This window comes from Streptomyces sp. NPDC001381 (assembly GCF_042895685.1).
Taxonomy (GTDB): domain Bacteria; phylum Actinomycetota; class Actinomycetes; order Streptomycetales; family Streptomycetaceae; genus Streptomyces.
The window spans coordinates 680,827-698,462 of record NZ_JBIAWO010000003.1 but is presented as its reverse complement, the minus strand read 5'-3'; the positions used below and the strand labels follow the sequence as shown (position 1 = coordinate 698,462).

Sequence of the window (17,636 nt, the reverse complement as noted above, 5' to 3'; positions counted from 1 at the left end):
GGGACGACTACGTCGGGTCGAGCCCGTGGCTGCGCAGCCACGGCAGGGGGTCTATCGCGGAACCGCCCGCCGGCCGGACCTCGAAGTGCAGGTGCGGGCCGGTGGAGTTGCCGGAGTTGCCGGAGTAGGCGATCGGGTCGCCGGCCTTCACCGTCGTACCGGAGGCGACGCGGTAGCTGGAGAGGTGGCAGTACCAGGTCTCCGTGCCGTCCTTCGCCGTCACTATCATCATGTTGCCGTAGGCGCTGTTCCACTGCGTCCGTACGGTGCCGTCGGTCGCCGCCATCACGGTCGTGCCGTAGGAGACCGGGAAGTCGATGCCGGTGTGCTGGGACATCCAGTTGACGCCGGCCTGGCCGAAGTAGGCGCTGAGCCCGCGCGCGGCGACGGGGAGGGCGTACTTCGGGCGCAGCCGCTCCTTGCGGGCCGCCTCGGCCGCCGCCTTCTTCAGCTCGGCCGCCTGCTGCGCCTTGAGGTCGATGCGCTCCTGGGTGCGGCTGGCCCGGTCGGCGAAGTCGTCGGCCTCGGCGGTGAGGGTCTCGAGCTGGGTGTCCAGCTTGTTGTTGGCGGCGGACGGCTTCACGGCCTGGGCGTCCGAGGCGGACGCCGTCGTGTTCGTGTCGTCGCCGCCGGTCAGGGTGCCGACGGAGGCGGCGGCGATCCCGGCGACGCCCATCACACAGGCCGAGGGCACGGCCACGGTCAGCAGCGCGGAGCGCTTCGCGGGCGTACGGCGGCGGGAGCGGCCCGCGTTGCGGGCGGCGGCGCGGGTGAGGGGCGCCGGGGCGGTCTCCTCCTGGTCGTCCAGGAGGGGGAGTTCGACGGCGGGGAGCTCACCGGTGGAGGCCGACTCGCCGCCGTCCGGGCCCTGTTCGTCGTAGCCGATTGTCTCGAAGGTGGCGGTGGCCTGCTGGTCGAAGGGGACCTCGGCCGGCTCCTCGTATGTGTCGGAGACCGGGGCGGCGGTGGTCTCGCCCCCGTCGGAGTTCCACTGCGTGGCGTCGTAGGCGCCGGTGTCGAAGGCCTGGGTGCCCCATTCCCAGTGCTGGGTCTGCTCGACCGGACTGCCGGCCGGCCCGGGCTGCAGCCAGGTGTTCGCGTCCCAGTGGCCGCTGGTGTCGGAGGTGGTGGCCTGCGCCGGGACGACCGGCTGCTGCTGGTGGTCGGTGGGCCAGCCGGTCGTGTCGTACGCGCCCGAGTCGTAGGCGGCGTGGTGCTGGGCCGCGTACGGGTCGTAGTTCAGGGTGTGGTGGGCGCCCGTGTCGTGGAGCTGGTGGCCGCCGGTGTCCACCATCGTCGGGTGGGCGCCGATGGTCCACTGCCCGTCGCCGTAGGTGGTGCCCGAGCCGTCGCCGGGAAGGCTGCCGAAGAGGGGGTCGGCCGTGAAGTGGCTGGTGCCGTGGGCGCCGGTGTCGTAGCCGTTGTACGAGGTGAAGCCGTCGTACTGGGCTTCCTGGGTGCCGTACGACGCGTAGGGCGTGGAGTCGGCGTCGGAAGCCGGAGCCGGGGTGGTCGTGATCCCCGACGGGTGACGGTCGTTCACCAACTTCTCTCTCGCCTCGACAACAGGGGCTGCCAGAGCAGTGCGGCGACTGTACCCGGCGGTACGCGGGCGCGACAATCTTCCGCAGGTTTCGTGCTCGCAGGAAACGGGCAATCGGCCGTGTTTCGGGGGACTGTGGGCGCGGGTTTGGCCCTATGTTCGAAGAGTGTTCGATGCCCGGGCGGGTGGCTGCCGGGGCGCTGTACGGGTGACGGGCCGCCGGCGGTCTCAGGCGCCGCCGATTCGCGGGCTGTGTCAGGCCACCGTCAGCCCGCCGGTGTGCGCGTCGGCCGCGGCCGACGGCTCGGGCGTGTCGAGGGCCTCCCGTATGCCGGTCGCGACCGCCGGGTGGACGGGCAGGGCGAGATGTCCGATCCCGGTCACGCGGACGTTCTGCACGCTCAGGTCGGGGTGGTCGATGCAGGCGGTCTCCAGCGGGACCATCAGATGGTCGAGATCGCTCCAGAAGCTGACGAAGTGCGTACGGCAGCCGGGAGCGGGCCGGGACAGTTCCTCGATGACCTGCGAGCCGGGGCGCATCTGGCGCACGATCGGGTGCGCGTTCGCCAGGGGCGCCACCCGCGTGCCGGAGTGCGGGGTGCCGAGCGTCACCAGCGTGCGGACCCGGACGTCACCGCCCAGCCGCTGGACGTAGTAGCGGGCTATCAGGCCGCCGAGGCTGTGCCCCACCACGTCGACCCGGACGCTGCCGGTGCGTGCGCAGATCTCCTCGATGTGGCGCCCGAGCAGCTCGGCAGCGGTGCGGATGTCGCAGGTCAGAGGGGAGTAGTTGAGCGACTCGACGCGGTGCCTGCCGTGCTGGGCGAGGCTGCGGCGCAGCAGGACGAAGACGGAGCGGTTGTCGATGAACCCGTGCAGCAGGACGACGGGGAGCGGGGCCGGGGTCCGCAGCTGTGCGGGGCACTCGGTGCCATTTTCGTCGGTCTCGCCGTTCGGTGCCGCCGGGAGCACGGGGCGGCAGCGCTCCTGGGCGATGCCGGAAGGGTAGAGCAGGAGGTGTCCCGCGAGGATCGCGAGGTCCAGGACGGTGGCCTTCAGCAGAGCCGTGGAGAGCCCCGCCAGCCTGCCCGTCAGGCTCGGCAGGTCGGGCAGCAGACGCTGGCACAACGGAAAAAGGGGCTGCAGCACCCTGCTGACCTGCATCGCCGACCTCCTGTCGGCACACCGAGGACATCCCTGTCCCCCGTGTGCCCTCGTGGAAGTCGCGGCGGAGGCGGTCGGCCGGGCGGCGGCGGGGTTCTCGGCCCCGGGCGCCCGTCGCGGCTACGCCGATGCGCCGTACCACCGCGCCGCGCGGCCTGCGGCGCGGTGGTACGGCGACCTCGTTGCGGCTCCCGTTTCTGTCCCATTGTGTGATTTCCCCCTCGGCTCGTGCCGCGAAACGGCCGGTTGCGGGATGCTGGCGATAACGGTCGTTCACTTCCCGGGTGGGTGGCACGGGGTGCCCGGACCCTCGAGGATGGACGCAGTCGCTTCAGGGAGGCAGTGATGGGTGTGGCAGGCGGTCCGATCCGCGTGGTGGTGGCCAAGCCGGGACTCGACGGCCACGATCGCGGCGCCAAGGTGATCGCCCGGGCGCTGCGCGACGCCGGCATGGAGGTCATCTACACCGGACTCCACCAGACCCCCGAGCAGATCGTCGGCACGGCGATCCAGGAGGACGCGGACGCCATCGGCCTGTCCATCCTGTCCGGGGCGCACAACACGCTCTTCGCCGCGGTGATCGAACTGCTGAAGGAGCGGGACGCGGCGGACATCCTCGTCTTCGGCGGCGGGATCATCCCCGAGGCGGACATCGCGCCGCTGAAGGAGAAGGGGGTCGCGGAGATCTTCACCCCCGGGGCGACCATGGCCTCGATCGTGCAGTGGGTGCGGGAGAACGTCAGGCAACCGGCCGGAGCCTAAGCCCCGTCGTCGTCTTCCCCTCTGCCGTGCGGCGTCCGGGCCCAGGGCCCGCTCGGGTCGGCAACTCCCCTCAGTTCCTGCGCCATCACCGCCCTCAGGCGCAGTGTCGTGCCCAGCCGCTGGAAGGCCTCCGCCCAGTAGCCCCCGGCCCCGGGTGAGGCGTCCTCCGGTTCGTCGGGCACGGCCAGCAGGGCGTCCAGGCGGGAGGCCTCCGACGGGTCCAGGCAGCGTTCGGCCAGGCCCATCACCCCGCTGAAGCTCCACGGGTAACTGCCCGCGTCCCGTGCGATGTTGAGAGCGTCGACCACCGCACGGCCGAGCGGGGCCGCCCAGGGCACCGCGCACACGCCGAGCAGCTGGAACGCCTCCGACAGACCGTGGGCCGCGATGAACCCGGCGACCCACTCGGCCCGTTCGCCCACCGGGAGGGTGCTCAGGAGCTTGGCCCGCTCCGCGAGGGAGACCGCGCCCGGTCCGCCCGCCCCGGGCGCCGACGGCGGTCCCAGCAGCGCCCGCGACCAGACCGCGTCCCGCTGGCGTACGGCGGCCCGGCACCAGGCCCCGTGCAGCTCGCTCAGCCAGTCGTCGGCCACCGGGAGCGCGACGATCTGCTCCGGAGTACGGCCGCCCAGTCGCGCCGGCCAGGCGGCCAGCGGGGCCGCCTCCACCAACTGGCCGAACCACCAGGACCGTTCGCCCCGGCCGGACGGCGCCTTGGAGGAGACGCCGTCGCGTTCCATGGCCGCGTCGCACTCGTGGGGTGCTTCCACGACGAGCGTCGGCCTGTCCCGCGTGTGGTCGACGGCCACGCACGCGCCGGCCCGCACCGCCATCCGTGCCGCGAGCGCCGAACCCGGCAGCGCCGACAGCAACTCGGCCGCCGTCGCCCGTACGTTGCGGCTGCGGTCGGCCAACGCCTCCTCCAGGAAGGGCTCGTCGCGTGCGCCGAGGCCGGTGCGCAGCGAGTCCAGGAACATCAGGCGGTCCTCGGCGCGCTCCGTCGGCCAGGTCGATTCCAGCAGCTCACGCGCGGTGTCGGGGACACGGGACCGCAGCGACGCGAGGAGGGCGACGCGCTCGGCGAACAGCCCCTCCTGCCAGAGCTTCTCGATGCGGCCGGTCTCCTCAGGGCGCGGCAGTGAGGCGTCGCCCCCCGGTGCCGCGCGGCGCGCGAACCGCCAGTCCGGGTTCAGCCCGGCCAGCCACAGGGCGCGCGGGCCCGCGAACCGCAGCGCCGCCGGGCGCAGATCCGTACGCCCGCGTGCCGCGTCGAGCAGCGCGGGCAGGGCCTCGGCGGGCGGGGCGTACCCGTGGGCGTTCGCCGCCGCCAGCCACTGGGGCAGCAGCTCCATCAGGTCCGGTGCGGTGCCTCTGCGGCCGGCTCCGCCGCCGGGGCGGTCGGCGAGCAGCAGCGCGAGCCGGCGGGCGGCCGGCGCGGGCAGTGCGGGGCGCGGGTCGGCGGGCGCCGGTTCGGGACGGGGCGCGGCACGGCCCGGACGCAGCCCGGCGCGGCGGCGTACGGTCTCGGCGGCCGCGGCGTCCAGCAGGGCGGCCGGCGCCGACCGGCCGGGGGCGGTTCCCGGCGGTGTACGGCGATCCGTGCCCAGGAGGGCCGCGGTGACCAGGTCGTCCCAGGTGGGGGCGGGAGCGGTGGACGCCGGGGCGGTGTTCATGCGTGTCCCCTCGGTCGTGGTCACAGGCGGACCGCCCCTCCCTCGCCGGCCGGCCAGGCGGTCAGGGGGGTGAAACCCCGGTGGCCGCACTCGCCGAACACCTTGACGGGGGCGCCGCCCGACAGGGCGACCAGGCGCCACAGGCCGGGACGGGCGGCAGCGGCGGGGGTGAGCGGCAGGGCCGTGTCCCCGTCGGCGTCGGCGAGTTGCCACGAGGTGCCGTCCGGCGTCGGTACGACGTCGTCCAGCGTCACCGGGACGGACTCCTGCCAGGGGTCCTCGCGCAGCGCCTCGCCGTAGCGGGCGGCCGCCTCGGCCGTCCTCATGCCCGGCGGGCGGGCCGTGGTCGGCACGGGGGACCCGAACTGCTCTCCCAGGGCGACCCGTTGGCGTCCGCCGCCCGGGTAGGCGGACAGTTCGGCGTCCAGCGCCAGGCCGACCGGCAGGGTGAGGCCGGGGGCGCGGCCGGCGGCACCGTAGGACAGGACGAGGGCCGTGCGGCCGGAGGCGGTGCCGTGGAGCCAGATACGGCGGGTGGTCAGTTTCGGGTCGTGCGTGTCGTGCTGGGCGAGGACCAGCCAGTGGTCGCGCAGGGGCGGGCCGGCCGGTGGGGCGGTCAGGCCGACGCGGGTGCGGACCGTGGCCGCGAGGGCCTGCGGGAGCCGGTCACGGTGCAGCCAGCCCTGGTCGAGGAGATGGAGCAGGGCGCACTCCTCCAGCAGCCGCACCGGCCAGTCGGGGCCGGAGCCCGGGATCGTCCCCAACTCCCTCACCCGCGCCGCCAGTCCGGGCGCCTGGGCGTCGACCATGCGGGCGGCCGTCTCCTCCCACAGCCCGTGACCCGCCTGCTCCGTCGTGGCGAGACCGGCGCGCAGGAGATCGGCCAGGCGCTGCTCCAGCTCCGTCGCCCCCGTGGTGATCCGCTCGGCGCGCCGCTCCGCTCTCCGGCGCGCCGCCTCCGGATCGGCGGAGCCGGAACCGGCACCCGCCGTGCCCGCCTCCCCTGTCTCCGGGGCGCGCCCACGCCGCCCCGCGCCCCACTCCTCGGCCCAGTCGGGCGCCCGCCCCACCGGAACGGCCGCCTCCCCGGCCGTCCAGAGCAGCAGCAGCCCGAGCGCGTGCTTGCACGGCGACTTGCGGCTGGGGCAGGTGCAGTCGTACGCCGGGCCGGAGGCGCCGAGAGGGGTCGCGGTGTCGACGACCGTCCGGTACGACGCGCCGCCGCTGCCCCCGCAGACTCCCCACACCGCCCCCTCCCGCGAACTGCCCGCGCCGGACCACGGACCGGCCACGCCGAGTTTGCTCCCCGCTTTGCGCGACGCGGCGTCAGGTGCCAGTGCCAGCACCTGGTCCGCGGTCCAGCGCACCCCCTGCTGAGTCATGCCACCGACGGTAGGCCCTCCCACTGACAATCGGTCCCGCGCGCATCGGACCAGCGCCCGCTGCGCAGTGTTTCCGCAGGTCAGATCGCGTTGTCAGTGGCGTGGTGCACGGTGGACACCAGATCCGAACCGGCCGAGCTGGAGGGGACCTCAGCCATGTCCGTGTCCGCAGACCCGACGTTCGCGCAACCCGGTCGGCAGCAGCCCGCGGAGGCGTTGCGGCCGCATGCCGAGCACGCCTTCGCCGGCGAACTCGCCGCCCTCGCCGCCCACGACGACCGCCCGCGCCCGGCCCGCTGGAAGCTGTCACCGTGGGCCGTCGCCACCTACCTCCTCGGCGGCACCCTGCCCGACGGCACGGAGATCACCCCGAAGTACGTGGGCCCGCGCCGCATCGTCGAGGTGGCCGTCTCCACGCTGGCCACCGACCGCGCCCTGCTGCTGCTCGGGGTGCCGGGCACCGCCAAGACCTGGGTCTCCGAGCACCTGGCCGCAGCGGTCAGCGGCGACTCGACCCTGCTGGTGCAGGGCACGGCGGGCACCCCGGAGGAGGCGATCCGCTACGGCTGGAACTACGCGCAGCTGCTGGCGCACGGACCGAGCCGGGACGCCCTCGTCCCCAGCCCGGTGATGCGGGCCATGGCGGAGGGGACGACGGTCCGCGTCGAGGAATTGACTCGCGTTCCGGCCGATGTCCAGGACACACTCATCACCATCCTGTCGGAGAAGACGCTGCCGATACCTGAGCTGGGGCAGGAGGTTCAGGCGGTTCGCGGCTTCAACCTGATCGCCACTGCCAACGATCGGGACCGCGGGGTCAATGAACTGTCCAGCGCCTTGCGCCGCCGCTTCAACACGGTGGTGCTGCCGCTGCCGGCGAGCGTCGACGCAGAGGTCGACATCGTCGCGCGGCGCGTCGACCAGATCGGCCGCTCCCTCGAGCTGCCGGCCGTGCCTCACGGGGTCGACGAGATCCGCCGCGTGGTGACCGTCTTCCGTGAACTGCGCGACGGGATCACCGCCGACGGCCGCACCAAGCTGAAGTCTCCGAGCGGCACGTTGTCCACGGCCGAAGCCATCTCCGTCGTCACCAGCGGCCTTGCCCTGGCCGCGCACTTCGGCGACGGCGTGCTCAGGCCTGGGGACGTCGCCGCCGGAATCCTCGGCGCCGTCGTCCGTGATCCGGCCGCCGACCGGGTCGTCTGGCAGGAGTACCTGGAGACGGTGCTCCGCGAACGCGACGGCTGGACCGATTTCTACCGCGCCTGCAGGGAGGTGAGTGCGTGAACGGGAACGAAGAGGACTCGAGGTGGCCCAGGCTCCGACCGGGACCGAAGGGGGGTGCGTACGTGAACGAGGACGAGGACTCGCGGTGGCCGCGCCGCTGAGGACGCACAAGTGAGGAGATGACGGGGGGATGCGATGACGGGGATCCAGCGGGCCGGCCAGCCCGCCGACGACTCCAGGTGGCCGCTGCTGCTCGGGGTCCGGCATCACGGGCCGGGGTCGGCGCGGGCGGTGCGGGCGGCCCTGGAGGCCGCCCGGCCGCGGACCGTGCTGATCGAGGGACCGCCCGAGGCCGACACGCTGCTTCCCCTGGCCGCCGACCGGGAGATGCGGCCGCCGGTCGCGCTGCTGGCCCACGCCGTCGACGAGCCCGGCCGCTCGGCGTTCTGGCCGATGGCCGAGTTCTCCCCCGAGTGGGTGGCCCTGCGCTGGGCCCTGGAGCACGGCGTGCCCGCCCGCTTCATCGACCTCCCGGCCGCCCACACCCTGGCATGGCACGGCGGGGCGGACGCCGAGCAGGACGAGGAGTACGAGGGAGGGGCGCCGGGCGACGGGCTGCGGGTCGATCCGCTCGGCGCCCTCGCCGAAGCCGCCGGGTACGACGACGCCGAACGCTGGTGGGAGGACGTCGTCGAACACCGGGGCGTGGGCGAGGGCGACCCGTACACGCCCTTCACCGCCGTCGAGGAGGCCATGACGGCGGTGCGGGAGACGCACGAGGGCGGAGGACGGGACCGCGACCTCGTGCGGGAGGCCCATATGCGGCTCCAACTGCGCGTCGCCCAGCGCGAGTTCGGTGCGGACGGGGTGGCCGTGGTGTGCGGCGCCTGGCATGTGCCCGCGCTGCGGCGCAAGGCCGCCGTCGCCGACGACCGGGCGCTGCTGAAAGGACTGGCCAAGGTCAGGACGGACCTGACCTGGGTGCCGTGGACGTACCGCAGGCTGGCGCGGGACGGGGGATACGGAGCGGGGGTCGACTCGCCCGGCTGGTACGCGCATCTGTTCCGGGTGCCGGACCGGCCGGTCGAGCGGTGGCTGACCAAGGTGGCCGGGCTGCTCCGCGAGGAGGACCGGATCGTGTCCCCGGCGCATGTCATCGAGGCGGTCCGGCTCGCGGGGACGCTCGCCGCGCTGCGCGGCCGTCCGCTGGCCGGCCTGAGCGAGACGACGGACGCGGTGCGGGCGGTGCTGTGCGAGGGGTCGGACGTACCGCTGGCCCTGGTGCGCGACCGCCTGGTGGTCGGGGACGTGCTGGGGGAGGTGCCGCCCGGCGCGCCGGCGGTGCCGTTGCAGCGCGACCTCGACCGGACGCAGCGCCGTCTGCGGCTCAGACCGGAGGCGGCGGACCGGGACATGGACCTCGACCTGCGCAAGGAGACCGACGCCGGGCGCAGCCGGCTGCTGCACCGGCTGAGGCTGCTGGGCGTGGAGTGGGGCGAACCGCTCGCCTCGCCTGGCAGCACGGGAACGTTCCGGGAGACATGGCGGCTGCGCTGGGAACCGGAACTGGCCGTGCGGGTCGCCGAAGCGGGGGTGTGGGGGACGACCGTCCGCGCCGCGGCCACGGCCAGGGCGGAGGCGGACGCCGTGTCCGCGCGGGGACTCGCCGAGGTGACGGCGCTCGCCGAGCGCTGTCTGCTGGCCGGTCTCCCGGACGCGCTGCCCACGGTGATGCGGGTCCTCGCCGACCGGGCGGCCCTCGACACGGACGTCGGCCACCTCGCGCAGGCGCTGCCCGCCCTGGTCCGCTCCCTGCGCTACGGCGATGTGCGCGGCACCGACACCGGCGCGCTGGCGGACGTCGCCGCGGGCCTCGCCGAACGGATCTTCGTCGGTCTGCCGCCGGCCTGCACCGGCCTGGACGCGGACGCGGCGGACGAGATGCGGCGCCATGTGGACGCGGTGCACGGGGCGGTGGGGCTGCTGGCGGAGACGGCGGCCCTGCGGGACGCCACCGCCGGCCCGGCCGACTCGGCGGGTGACGGGGCGGGGGTCGGCTGCGGGGAGAGGGGACGAGGTCTGGCCGGAGCGTTCGGTGCGGGGGACCGGGAGCTGCGCGCGCGCTGGCGGGGCGTGCTGCGGGGGCTGTCCGCGCGGGACCGGGTGGCGGGGGTCGTCCGGGGCCGGGTCGTACGGCTGCTGCTGGACGACGGGGAGATGGGGCGGGAGGAGGCGGCGCGGCTCATGGGGCTGGCGCTGTCGCCGGGGACGCCGCCGGGGGACGCGGCCGCGTGGATCGAGGGCTTCGTCGGCGGAGGTTCCGGAGGCGGACTGCTGCTGGTGCACGACGAGCGGCTGCTCGGGCTGGTCGACGGATGGCTCACCAGGGTGCCGGCGGAGGCGTTCACGGATGTGCTGCCGCTGCTGCGGCGGACCTTCTCGGCGTACGAGCCGGGGGTGCGCAGAACGCTCGGCGAGCTGGTCCGGCGCGGGCCGGGGGAGCGGGCGAGCGCGGCCGGGCCGGGGGCGGCAGTGCCCGGGTTCGCGCACGATCTCGACGCCGGCCGGGCCGACGCGGTGCTGCCGGTGGTGCGGCTGCTGCTGGGACTGGACGGCGACGAGGCGGGCGCGGGTGACACCGGTGGCGCCCATGGCACTGATGGCGTCCATGGCGCCGATGACGCCCATGGCACCGGTGACGCCAAGGGCACGGGCGACAAGGACTACGTGGGGATGAACAGGTGACGGGCGATCAGGGGGACCCGGCGGTCCAGGAGCGGCTGAGGCGCTGGCGGCTCGTGCTCGGCGGTGACGCCGCGGACGGTACCGGTCACGCGCTCTCGGGACGGGACGCGGCGATGGACGGGGCGCTCACCGCGCTCTACGGGAAAGGGGACGGACCGGCGACGGGACGGGACCGTTCGGCGGGTCTCGGGGCCTCGGCGCCGTCCGTGGCGCGATGGCTCGGGGACATCCGGACGTACTTCCCGACCTCCGTCGTCCAGGTGATGCAGCGTGACGCCATCGACCGGCTCGGGCTGTCCGCGCTGTTGCTGGAACCGGAGATGCTGGAGGCGGTCGAGGCCGACGTGCACCTCGTCGGCACACTGCTCTCCCTCAGCAAGGCGATGCCCGAGACGGTGAAGGAGACGGCCCGGGTCGTCGTGCGCAAGGTGGTCGAGGACCTGGAGAAGCGGCTCGCCACCCGCACCCGGACCACCCTCACCGGCGCTCTCGACCGCAGCGCCCGCGTCCACCGGCCGCGCCACCACGACATCGACTGGAACCGCACGATCGCCGCCAACCTCAGGCACTACCTGCCCGAGTACGGGACGGTCGTGCCGGAGCGGCTGCTCGGACACGGGCGGGCGGGGCGGTCCGTGAAGAAGGAGATCGTCCTCTGCGTCGACCAGTCGGGGTCGATGGCGGCGTCCGTCGTCCACGCGTCCGTCTTCGGGTCGGTGCTCGCCTCGATGCGGTCCGTCGACACCCGCCTCGTCGTCTTCGACACCGCGGTCGTCGACCTCACGGACCAGCTGGACGATCCCGTCGACGTCCTCTTCGGCACCCGGCTCGGCGGCGGCACGGACATCAACCGGGCGCTCGCGTACTGCCAGTCGCGGATCACGCGCCCCGCCGAGACCGTCGTCGTGCTCATCAGCGATCTGTACGAGGGCGGCATACGCGACGAGATGCTGAAGCGGGTCGCGGCGATGAAGGCGTCGGGGGTGCAGTTCGTGGCGCTGCTCGCGCTGTCGGACGAGGGGGCTCCGGCCTACGACCGTGAGCACGCGGCCGCGCTCGCGGCGCTGGGCGCACCGGCGTTCGCCTGCACACCGGAGCTGTTCCCCGAGGTGATGGCGGCGGCGATCGAGAGGCGCCCGCTTCCCGTGCCGGACACCGTGTGACGCGCCGTACCGCGAACGACAAAAGCGACATGGATGACATGACTACCCATCGGTAACAGGGGGGTTGCGCTACCTCGGGACTCGCGTGCAAGGATCGGCGGCACGTTTCGTCGCACGGGAGGATCCTCCCTTCTTGACCTCTCCCACCGCTCTGCCCGGTGCCGCTCCGCGCGTCCTGCGCGAGGCGGCCGGACGGCGTGCGCTGCAACTGGCGCTGCTGGTGGGTGGGTTGCTCGCGCTCGGGTTCCTCTGCGGAGGGCAGGCGCAGGCGGCGGACAGGTCGGAGAGCGCGCCGGCGGTGACTGCGGTGCCTGCGGCGGTCGCGGAGGTGACGGACCAGGTCTCGTCGTCGACCTCGGCCTCGGCCTCTTCCTCGACCTCGACTTCTTCCTCGAAGTCGGCCTCGTCCTCGGCGTCGGCTCCGACTTCCACTTCGCCTTCGCCTTCGGCCTCGGCGTCCGTGGTGCACAGCGAGCGTGTCGTGCGGCCCGTGCGTGAGGTCGTGGCGGCGGTGACGGACCGGTTGGCACAGGCCTCGGCGCCGGTGCCGCCCGTCTCACCGGTCGTCCAGGATCTGCGTGACCTGACGGACCTCACGGACCTGGCGGATCTGCGGGATCTCTCCGATCTCCCGTCGCTTCCCGTGCAGACCCTGCCGGTCGAGCCCCTTCCGGCCCCCGTCACCCAGGCGCCCCGGCCGGCCTCCCCGGTGACCGCGTCGCCCGACGGGAAGACGGCCGACGTCTCCACGGCGACGGCTTCGCTCACCGCGTCGTACGGACCCGTGGTCCCCGCGCTCGGCGACGCGGCCGTCGCGCGCGCCGCGTCGCACAGCCCGCTCCGCATCGGTGGCGGTCACGCCCCCGCGCACCGGGCGCCGGGCGGTGAGCCCTCCGGCCTGCTGGGCGGTGCGTCCGTTCTCGACGGCGGTGGGGCGCGGCACGGCGACGCGCACGCCGTGACGGCGTATCACCGGGTGCCGCTGCTGCTGGTGCCCGGCAGCGCCGTGCGGTCGGACGCGGCCGAGACCCGGGACAGGCACCGGGACATTCCGGTCTTCCCCGGCTAGGACAAGGCAGCCCTTCCCCCGCTGCAGACCTGCCGCGCGGGGGTGGAACAGGTCTGCCCACCCGCCCGGAGCCGCCCCCCGCTCCGGCGCCGGAACGTCCCAAGCCTTCCGAAGTCTCGGAACCCCCAAAGGATCTGACGCACGCATGAACAAGAACATCCGCCGTTCCATCGTCATAGCCGCCGGTGTCACCGGCGCGTGGGCGCTCGGTTCCGCCGCGGCCAGCGCCGACGAACTGCCCGCCTCCTCCGTCTCCACGCCGGACACCGACGTCACCGGCGCCCTCACCGGCACGGTGGACGGTGTCGTCTCCGGTGTGCGGGACACCGTCGACGGCGTCACCGAGGACGTGACCACGACGGTCTCGGACACCACCACCGACGCCACCGGCACCGCCGACACCACGGGCACGGCCGCCGACCCCACCCGCACCGCCGGGACCGTCACCACCACCGTCACCGGCACCGGCGGCGGGTCCGAGGCCGCGGCCAAGGTGAAGGGCGGCGCCGCCCAGGTCATCCGGGGCGCCAAGGCCGCACGCGCGGAGAAGGCGGCGCGGGCCGGCGCCGAGGCCGTCGGCGGGACCGGGTCCGCCGTGGTCACCGAGGCCGGTGCCGCCCAGGCACAGGCGCCGGCCGTCCCGGACCTCCCGGAGGACGACCGGAGCGCCGTCGACTACCTCTTCGGCCCCCTCTCCGCCTTCGCCCCCGAGCTGGAGCAGGCCCTCGCCGCCGCCCAGACGAAGCTCCAGGGCGCCCAGTCGGCCGCCCGTGCCCAGGCGCGGGGTGCCGACGGCGTCGTACGGACCACGGCGCGGCAGACGGCCGCGGGCGCGGGCCGTACCGGTGCCGGGGCGACCGGCGCCGCCCGGGACACGGTCGTCGGCGCCCAGGGCCGTACGGCTGCCGCGGCCGCCACCGCCGGGTGCGAGGCCGCCGCTGTCAGGTCCGCCGCCGAGGCCTCCGTCGCCGCCGTCCCGGGCCATGTCACGGGAACGGCCGGCGGGGTGCGGCAGCAGCTGGTCGGCACGGTCGCGAGCGTCCCCGGGACGGTCACCCCGGTCGTCGCGCGGGCGGCGGACGCGGTCGTCCCGCCGGTGGCCGCGACCGCCGTGGACGGTGTGCTGCCGGTCGCCGGCCGGGCGGTCGCGGACGCCGTTCCGCTCGCCGGGCAGACCGTGACCGGTGTCGCCCCGGTCGCCGCCCCCGCGCTGAACGGCATCACGCCCGCCGCCACCGACGCGGCGCAGGGTGTGACGGCCACGGCGGGAGGTGCCGTCGACGGTGTGCCGCCCGTCGCCACGGACACCGTCCACGGTGTCACTCCCGTGGCCACCGGAGCGGTCACCGGGGTCCGGCGGACCGCCGGTCACGCCGTCGACGCCGCGACCGCGTGGGCGCACCGCGTCGCCGGGGACGTTCCGCCGGTCGTGGACGGTGCCGTCCAGGGGGTGCGGCCCGTCGCGGGCGGCGCCGCGAGCGGGGCCGGGGCGGTCGCCGGTGGGGCGGGGTCGCACGCGCGGGCGGTCGCCGACGAGGCGCTCTGTGACGTGCGCGCGGTCGCCGGTGGCGTCGCGGGAGAGGTTCCCGGGTACGCCGCCGGTGTCGCCGCCGCCGTGCCCGCGTACGCGGCCGGTGTCGCCGGCCAGGCCGTCCCGTACGCCGGCGGGCTCGCGGGCCAGGTCGCCGCGGACGTGGCGGAGGCCGTGCTGCCGCCCGTGGTGAACACCGCCGTGCACGGCGTGGTGCCCGTCGCCGGGCAGGCCGCCGGGGACGCGGGTGCGCTCGCGTACGGGGTGGCCGGCGACGTACGGCCCTTCGCCGGCGGGGTCGTCGAGGACGTGCCGCCGCTCGCGCACGGCATGGCCGGGCAGGCGGGCGGTCTGGCGTACGGCGTCACCGGGCAGGTCCCGCCGTTCGCCGACGGGGTCGCCGGCGCCGTACGGCCCGTCGTGGACACCGTCACCGGGACCGTGGCCGAGACCGCCGGGCCGGTAGCCGGCGGTGCCACCGCGCTGGCGTACGGCGTCGGGGGCGAGGCCGCTCCCTTCGCGGGCGGGGTCGCCGGCGAGGCCGGTTCCTTCGCCGGCGGGGTCACCGGCCGGACCGCGCCCTTCGCGCAGGACGTGACCGGGACCGTCGGGGCCGGCGCGGGCCCGCTGGCCGGGCACGCCCTCACCGGGGTGCGGGGCGTGGCCGACGAGGCCGCCCCCGCCGGCCCGGCCGCCGCCCCTTCCGCCGCCCAGGCGAGCCCGTACCGAATCTGACCGCGAAGCGCTCCCGTCCCCTCGGTGAACCCGGGTGATCCACCGGTGGTCCGCGGGAAGCGCGACCGCTCCGGCCGCGGGCGAGGCCCGCGCCGGACAGACGCGGCCGATCGACTTCCTGAGGTGGCAGGCCCCGGACGGCCGAACGCCGTCGGTTTCGTCCGGCCGAACCCTCGGGGAGGAGGCCGGGGGGTCCCCATTGGGGTGGGGATCGCCCGGCCGGAGCCCCTCCAGGGGCTGGTCGAGGGACCTCACCGGGTCAACCCCAACCCGGTGAGGTCCCGCACCCGCGACACTCCGTGCCAGTGAGTGCGACATCATGTGACAGGTATCACCGCTCAGGTGTGACCCGCGATTTAGAGGCCCCCCGCAAGCAGCGATAACCTGCGAGACGGACATGCCGCGCGCTCGGACACCGTGTGCGCCTCCCTAGTGACACATGCGGACGTCACGTTGCCGATCGCGGCACGCCCACGCATCCAACGAACCGCGAGATCACTGATAGGGACGGAAGCGCGTGGACCTGTTCGAGTACCAGGCGAGGGACCTCTTCGCCAAGCACGATGTACCGGTGCTGGCCGGTGAAGTCATCGACACGCCTGAGGCGGCGCGCGCGATCACCGAGCGTCTGGGCGGCAAGTCCGTCGTCAAGGCGCAGGTGAAGGTCGGTGGTCGCGGCAAGGCCGGCGGCGTCAAGCTGGCCGCCACCCCGGACGAGGCCGTCGCCCGCGCGACGGACATCCTCGGCATGGACATCAAGGGCCACACGGTCCACAAGGTGATGATCGCCGAGACCGCTCCGGAGATCGTCGAGGAGTACTACGTCTCCTTCCTCCTCGACCGTGCCAACCGCACCTTCCTCTCCATCGCGTCCGTCGAGGGCGGCATGGAGATCGAGGAGGTGGCGGCCACCCGTCCGGAGGCCGTCGCCAAGACGCCGATCGACGCCAACGAGGGTGTCACCGAGGAGAAGGCCCGCGAGATCGTCGCGGCCGCCAAGTTCCCGGCCGAGGTCGCCGACAAGGTCGTGAACGTCCTCGTGACCCTGTGGAAGACCTTCGTCGAGGAGGACGCCCTCCTGGTCGAGGTCAACCCGCTGGCCAAGGTCGCCTCCGGTGAGGTCATCGCCCTCGACGGCAAGGTGACCCTGGACGACAACGCCGAGTTCCGTCACCCCGACTTCGAGGAGCTCCACGACAAGGCCGCGGCGAACCCGCTCGAGGCCGCCGCCAAGGAGAAGAACCTCAACTACGTCAAGCTCGACGGCGAGGTCGGCATCATCGGCAACGGCGCGGGTCTCGTCATGAGCACCCTGGACGTCGTCGCGTACGCCGGTGAGGCGCACGGCGGCGTCAAGCCCGCCAACTTCCTCGACATCGGCGGCGGTGCCTCCGCGGCCGTCATGGCGAACGGCCTGGAGATCATCCTCGGCGACCCGGACGTCAAGTCCGTCTTCGTCAACGTCTTCGGTGGCATCACGGCGTGCGACGAGGTCGCCAACGGCATCGTCCAGGCGCTGAAGCTCCTCGAGGACCGTGGTGAGGAAGTCACCAAGCCGCTGGTCGTCCGGCTGGACGGCAACAACGCCGAGCTGGGTCGCAAGATCCTCTCCGACGCCAACCACCCGCTGGTGCAGCGCGTGGACACCATGGACGGCGCGGCCGACAAGGCCGCCGAGCTCGCGGCTGCGAAGTAAGGAAGAGGGACTCAGACAGCCATGGCTATCTTCCTCAACAAGGACTCCAAGGTCATCGTCCAGGGCATGACCGGTGCCACGGGCATGAAGCACACCAAGCTCATGCTGGCCGACGGCACGAACATCGTCGGTGGCGTGAACCCCCGCAAGGCCGGCACGTCCGTCGACTTCGACGGCACCGAGATCCCGGTCTTCGGCACGGTCGCCGAGGCGATGGAGAAGACGGGCGCCAACGTCTCCGTCCTCTTCGTGCCGCCGGCCTTCGCCAAGGCCGCCGTCGTCGAGGCCATCGACGCCGAGATCCCGCTCGCGGTCGTCATCACCGAGGGCATCGCCGTCCACGACTCGGCCGCGTTCTACGCGTACGCCGGCTCCAAGGGCAACAAGACCCGGATCATCGGCCCGAACTGCCCCGGTCTCATCACGCCGGGCCAGTCGAACGCCGGCATCATCCCGGGCGACATCACCAAGCCGGGCCGCATCGGCCTGGTCTCGAAGTCCGGCACGCTGACGTACCAGATGATGTACGAGCTGCGTGACATCGGCTTCTCGTCGGCCGTGGGCATCGGTGGCGACCCCGTCATCGGCACGACCCACATCGACGCCCTGGCCGCCTTCGAGGCCGACCCCGACACCGACCTGATCGTGATGATCGGCGAGATCGGTGGCGACGCCGAGGAGCGTGCCGCGGCGTTCATCAAGGACAACGTGAAGAAGCCGGTCGTCGGCTACGTCGCGGGCTTCACCGCGCCCGAGGGCAAGACCATGGGCCACGCCGGCGCCATCGTCTCCGGCTCCTCCGGCACGGCCGCCGCGAAGAAGGAGGCCCTCGAGGCCGCCGGCGTCAAGGTCGGCAAGACGCCGACCGAGACGGCGAAGCTCGCCCGCGAGATCCTCGCCGGCTGATCCTCTCGGCTGAGCGCCGGTGGCCCGTTCCCCATGCGTG

The 17,636-nt window shown here is 74.1% G+C and carries 13 protein-coding genes; 8 read left to right on the top strand and 5 right to left on the bottom strand.

Going from position 1 to position 17,636, the window contains the following annotated elements:
* Nucleotides 1-7 precede the first annotated feature (7 nt).
* Both ACFY2L_RS16805 and ACFY2L_RS16800 read right to left on the bottom strand, forming a co-directional pair.
* Nucleotides 8-1,543, bottom strand: coding sequence for a M23 family metallopeptidase (locus tag ACFY2L_RS16805; protein ID WP_390822672.1), 1,536 nt, complete (start codon nt 1,541-1,543; stop codon nt 8-10).
* 255 nt (nt 1,544-1,798) lie between these two features.
* Nucleotides 1,799-2,707 carry a lipase family alpha/beta hydrolase gene (locus ACFY2L_RS16800; protein WP_390822671.1) on the bottom strand — a complete coding sequence of 303 codons (909 nt, stop codon included), beginning with the start codon at nt 2,705-2,707 and terminating at the stop codon, nt 1,799-1,801.
* Nucleotides 2,708-3,052: 345 nt separating this feature from the next.
* On the opposite strand from ACFY2L_RS16800, the gene ACFY2L_RS16795 reads away from it, so the two are divergent.
* Nucleotides 3,053-3,469: a cobalamin B12-binding domain-containing protein gene (locus ACFY2L_RS16795; protein ID WP_390658228.1), complete on the top strand. Its 417-nt coding sequence runs from the start codon at nt 3,053-3,055 to the stop codon at nt 3,467-3,469.
* Here ACFY2L_RS16795 and ACFY2L_RS16790 read toward each other — a convergent pair.
* Complete coding sequence (locus tag ACFY2L_RS16790; RefSeq protein WP_390822670.1) at nt 3,466-5,142, bottom strand: DUF5691 domain-containing protein; 1,677 nt, start codon at nt 5,140-5,142, stop codon at nt 3,466-3,468. The genes ACFY2L_RS16795 and ACFY2L_RS16790 overlap by 4 nt on opposite strands.
* A gap of 20 nt (nt 5,143-5,162) precedes the next feature.
* Nucleotides 5,163-6,524 (bottom strand): SWIM zinc finger family protein, encoded by a 1,362-nt coding sequence (locus ACFY2L_RS16785; protein WP_390822669.1) that lies wholly within the window; start codon nt 6,522-6,524, stop codon nt 5,163-5,165.
* A 156-nt stretch (nt 6,525-6,680) separates the two neighbouring features.
* Between ACFY2L_RS16785 and ACFY2L_RS16780 the strand changes: the two genes are divergently transcribed.
* The 3 genes from ACFY2L_RS16780 to ACFY2L_RS16770 all read left to right on the top strand — a co-directional run bounded on the left by ACFY2L_RS16780 (nt 6,681) and on the right by ACFY2L_RS16770 (nt 11,659).
* Complete coding sequence (locus tag ACFY2L_RS16780; RefSeq protein ID WP_390658231.1) at nt 6,681-7,811, top strand: AAA family ATPase; 1,131 nt, start codon at nt 6,681-6,683, stop codon at nt 7,809-7,811.
* A gap of 135 nt (nt 7,812-7,946) precedes the next feature.
* Nucleotides 7,947-10,496 (top strand): DUF5682 family protein, encoded by a 2,550-nt coding sequence (locus ACFY2L_RS16775; protein ID WP_390822668.1) that lies wholly within the window; start codon nt 7,947-7,949, stop codon nt 10,494-10,496.
* Nucleotides 10,493-11,659, top strand: coding sequence for a VWA domain-containing protein (locus ACFY2L_RS16770; protein ID WP_390822667.1), 1,167 nt, complete (start codon nt 10,493-10,495; stop codon nt 11,657-11,659). Before ACFY2L_RS16775 ends, ACFY2L_RS16770 begins: the two co-directional genes overlap by 4 nt.
* A gap of 69 nt (nt 11,660-11,728) precedes the next feature.
* On the opposite strand, the gene ACFY2L_RS16765 is transcribed toward ACFY2L_RS16770, so the two are convergent.
* Nucleotides 11,729-12,091: a hypothetical protein gene (locus tag ACFY2L_RS16765; protein WP_390822666.1), complete on the bottom strand. Its 363-nt coding sequence runs from the start codon at nt 12,089-12,091 to the stop codon at nt 11,729-11,731.
* A gap of 58 nt (nt 12,092-12,149) precedes the next feature.
* Between ACFY2L_RS16765 and ACFY2L_RS16760 the strand changes: the two genes are divergently transcribed.
* The 4 genes from ACFY2L_RS16760 to sucD all read left to right on the top strand — a co-directional run bounded on the left by ACFY2L_RS16760 (nt 12,150) and on the right by sucD (nt 17,596).
* Nucleotides 12,150-12,728, top strand: a complete 579-nt coding sequence (locus tag ACFY2L_RS16760) for a hypothetical protein (protein ID WP_390822665.1) — start codon at nt 12,150-12,152, stop codon at nt 12,726-12,728.
* A gap of 145 nt (nt 12,729-12,873) precedes the next feature.
* Nucleotides 12,874-14,994 (top strand): hypothetical protein, encoded by a 2,121-nt coding sequence (locus ACFY2L_RS16755; RefSeq protein WP_390822664.1) that lies wholly within the window; start codon nt 12,874-12,876, stop codon nt 14,992-14,994.
* Between the two features lie 517 nt (nt 14,995-15,511).
* Nucleotides 15,512-16,690 carry an ADP-forming succinate--CoA ligase subunit beta gene (sucC, locus tag ACFY2L_RS16750; protein ID WP_390658237.1) on the top strand — a complete coding sequence of 393 codons (1,179 nt, stop codon included), beginning with the start codon at nt 15,512-15,514 and terminating at the stop codon, nt 16,688-16,690.
* A 21-nt stretch (nt 16,691-16,711) separates the two neighbouring features.
* Nucleotides 16,712-17,596, top strand: coding sequence for a succinate--CoA ligase subunit alpha (sucD, locus tag ACFY2L_RS16745; RefSeq protein ID WP_390658238.1), 885 nt, complete (start codon nt 16,712-16,714; stop codon nt 17,594-17,596).
* Nucleotides 17,597-17,636 lie beyond the last annotated feature (40 nt).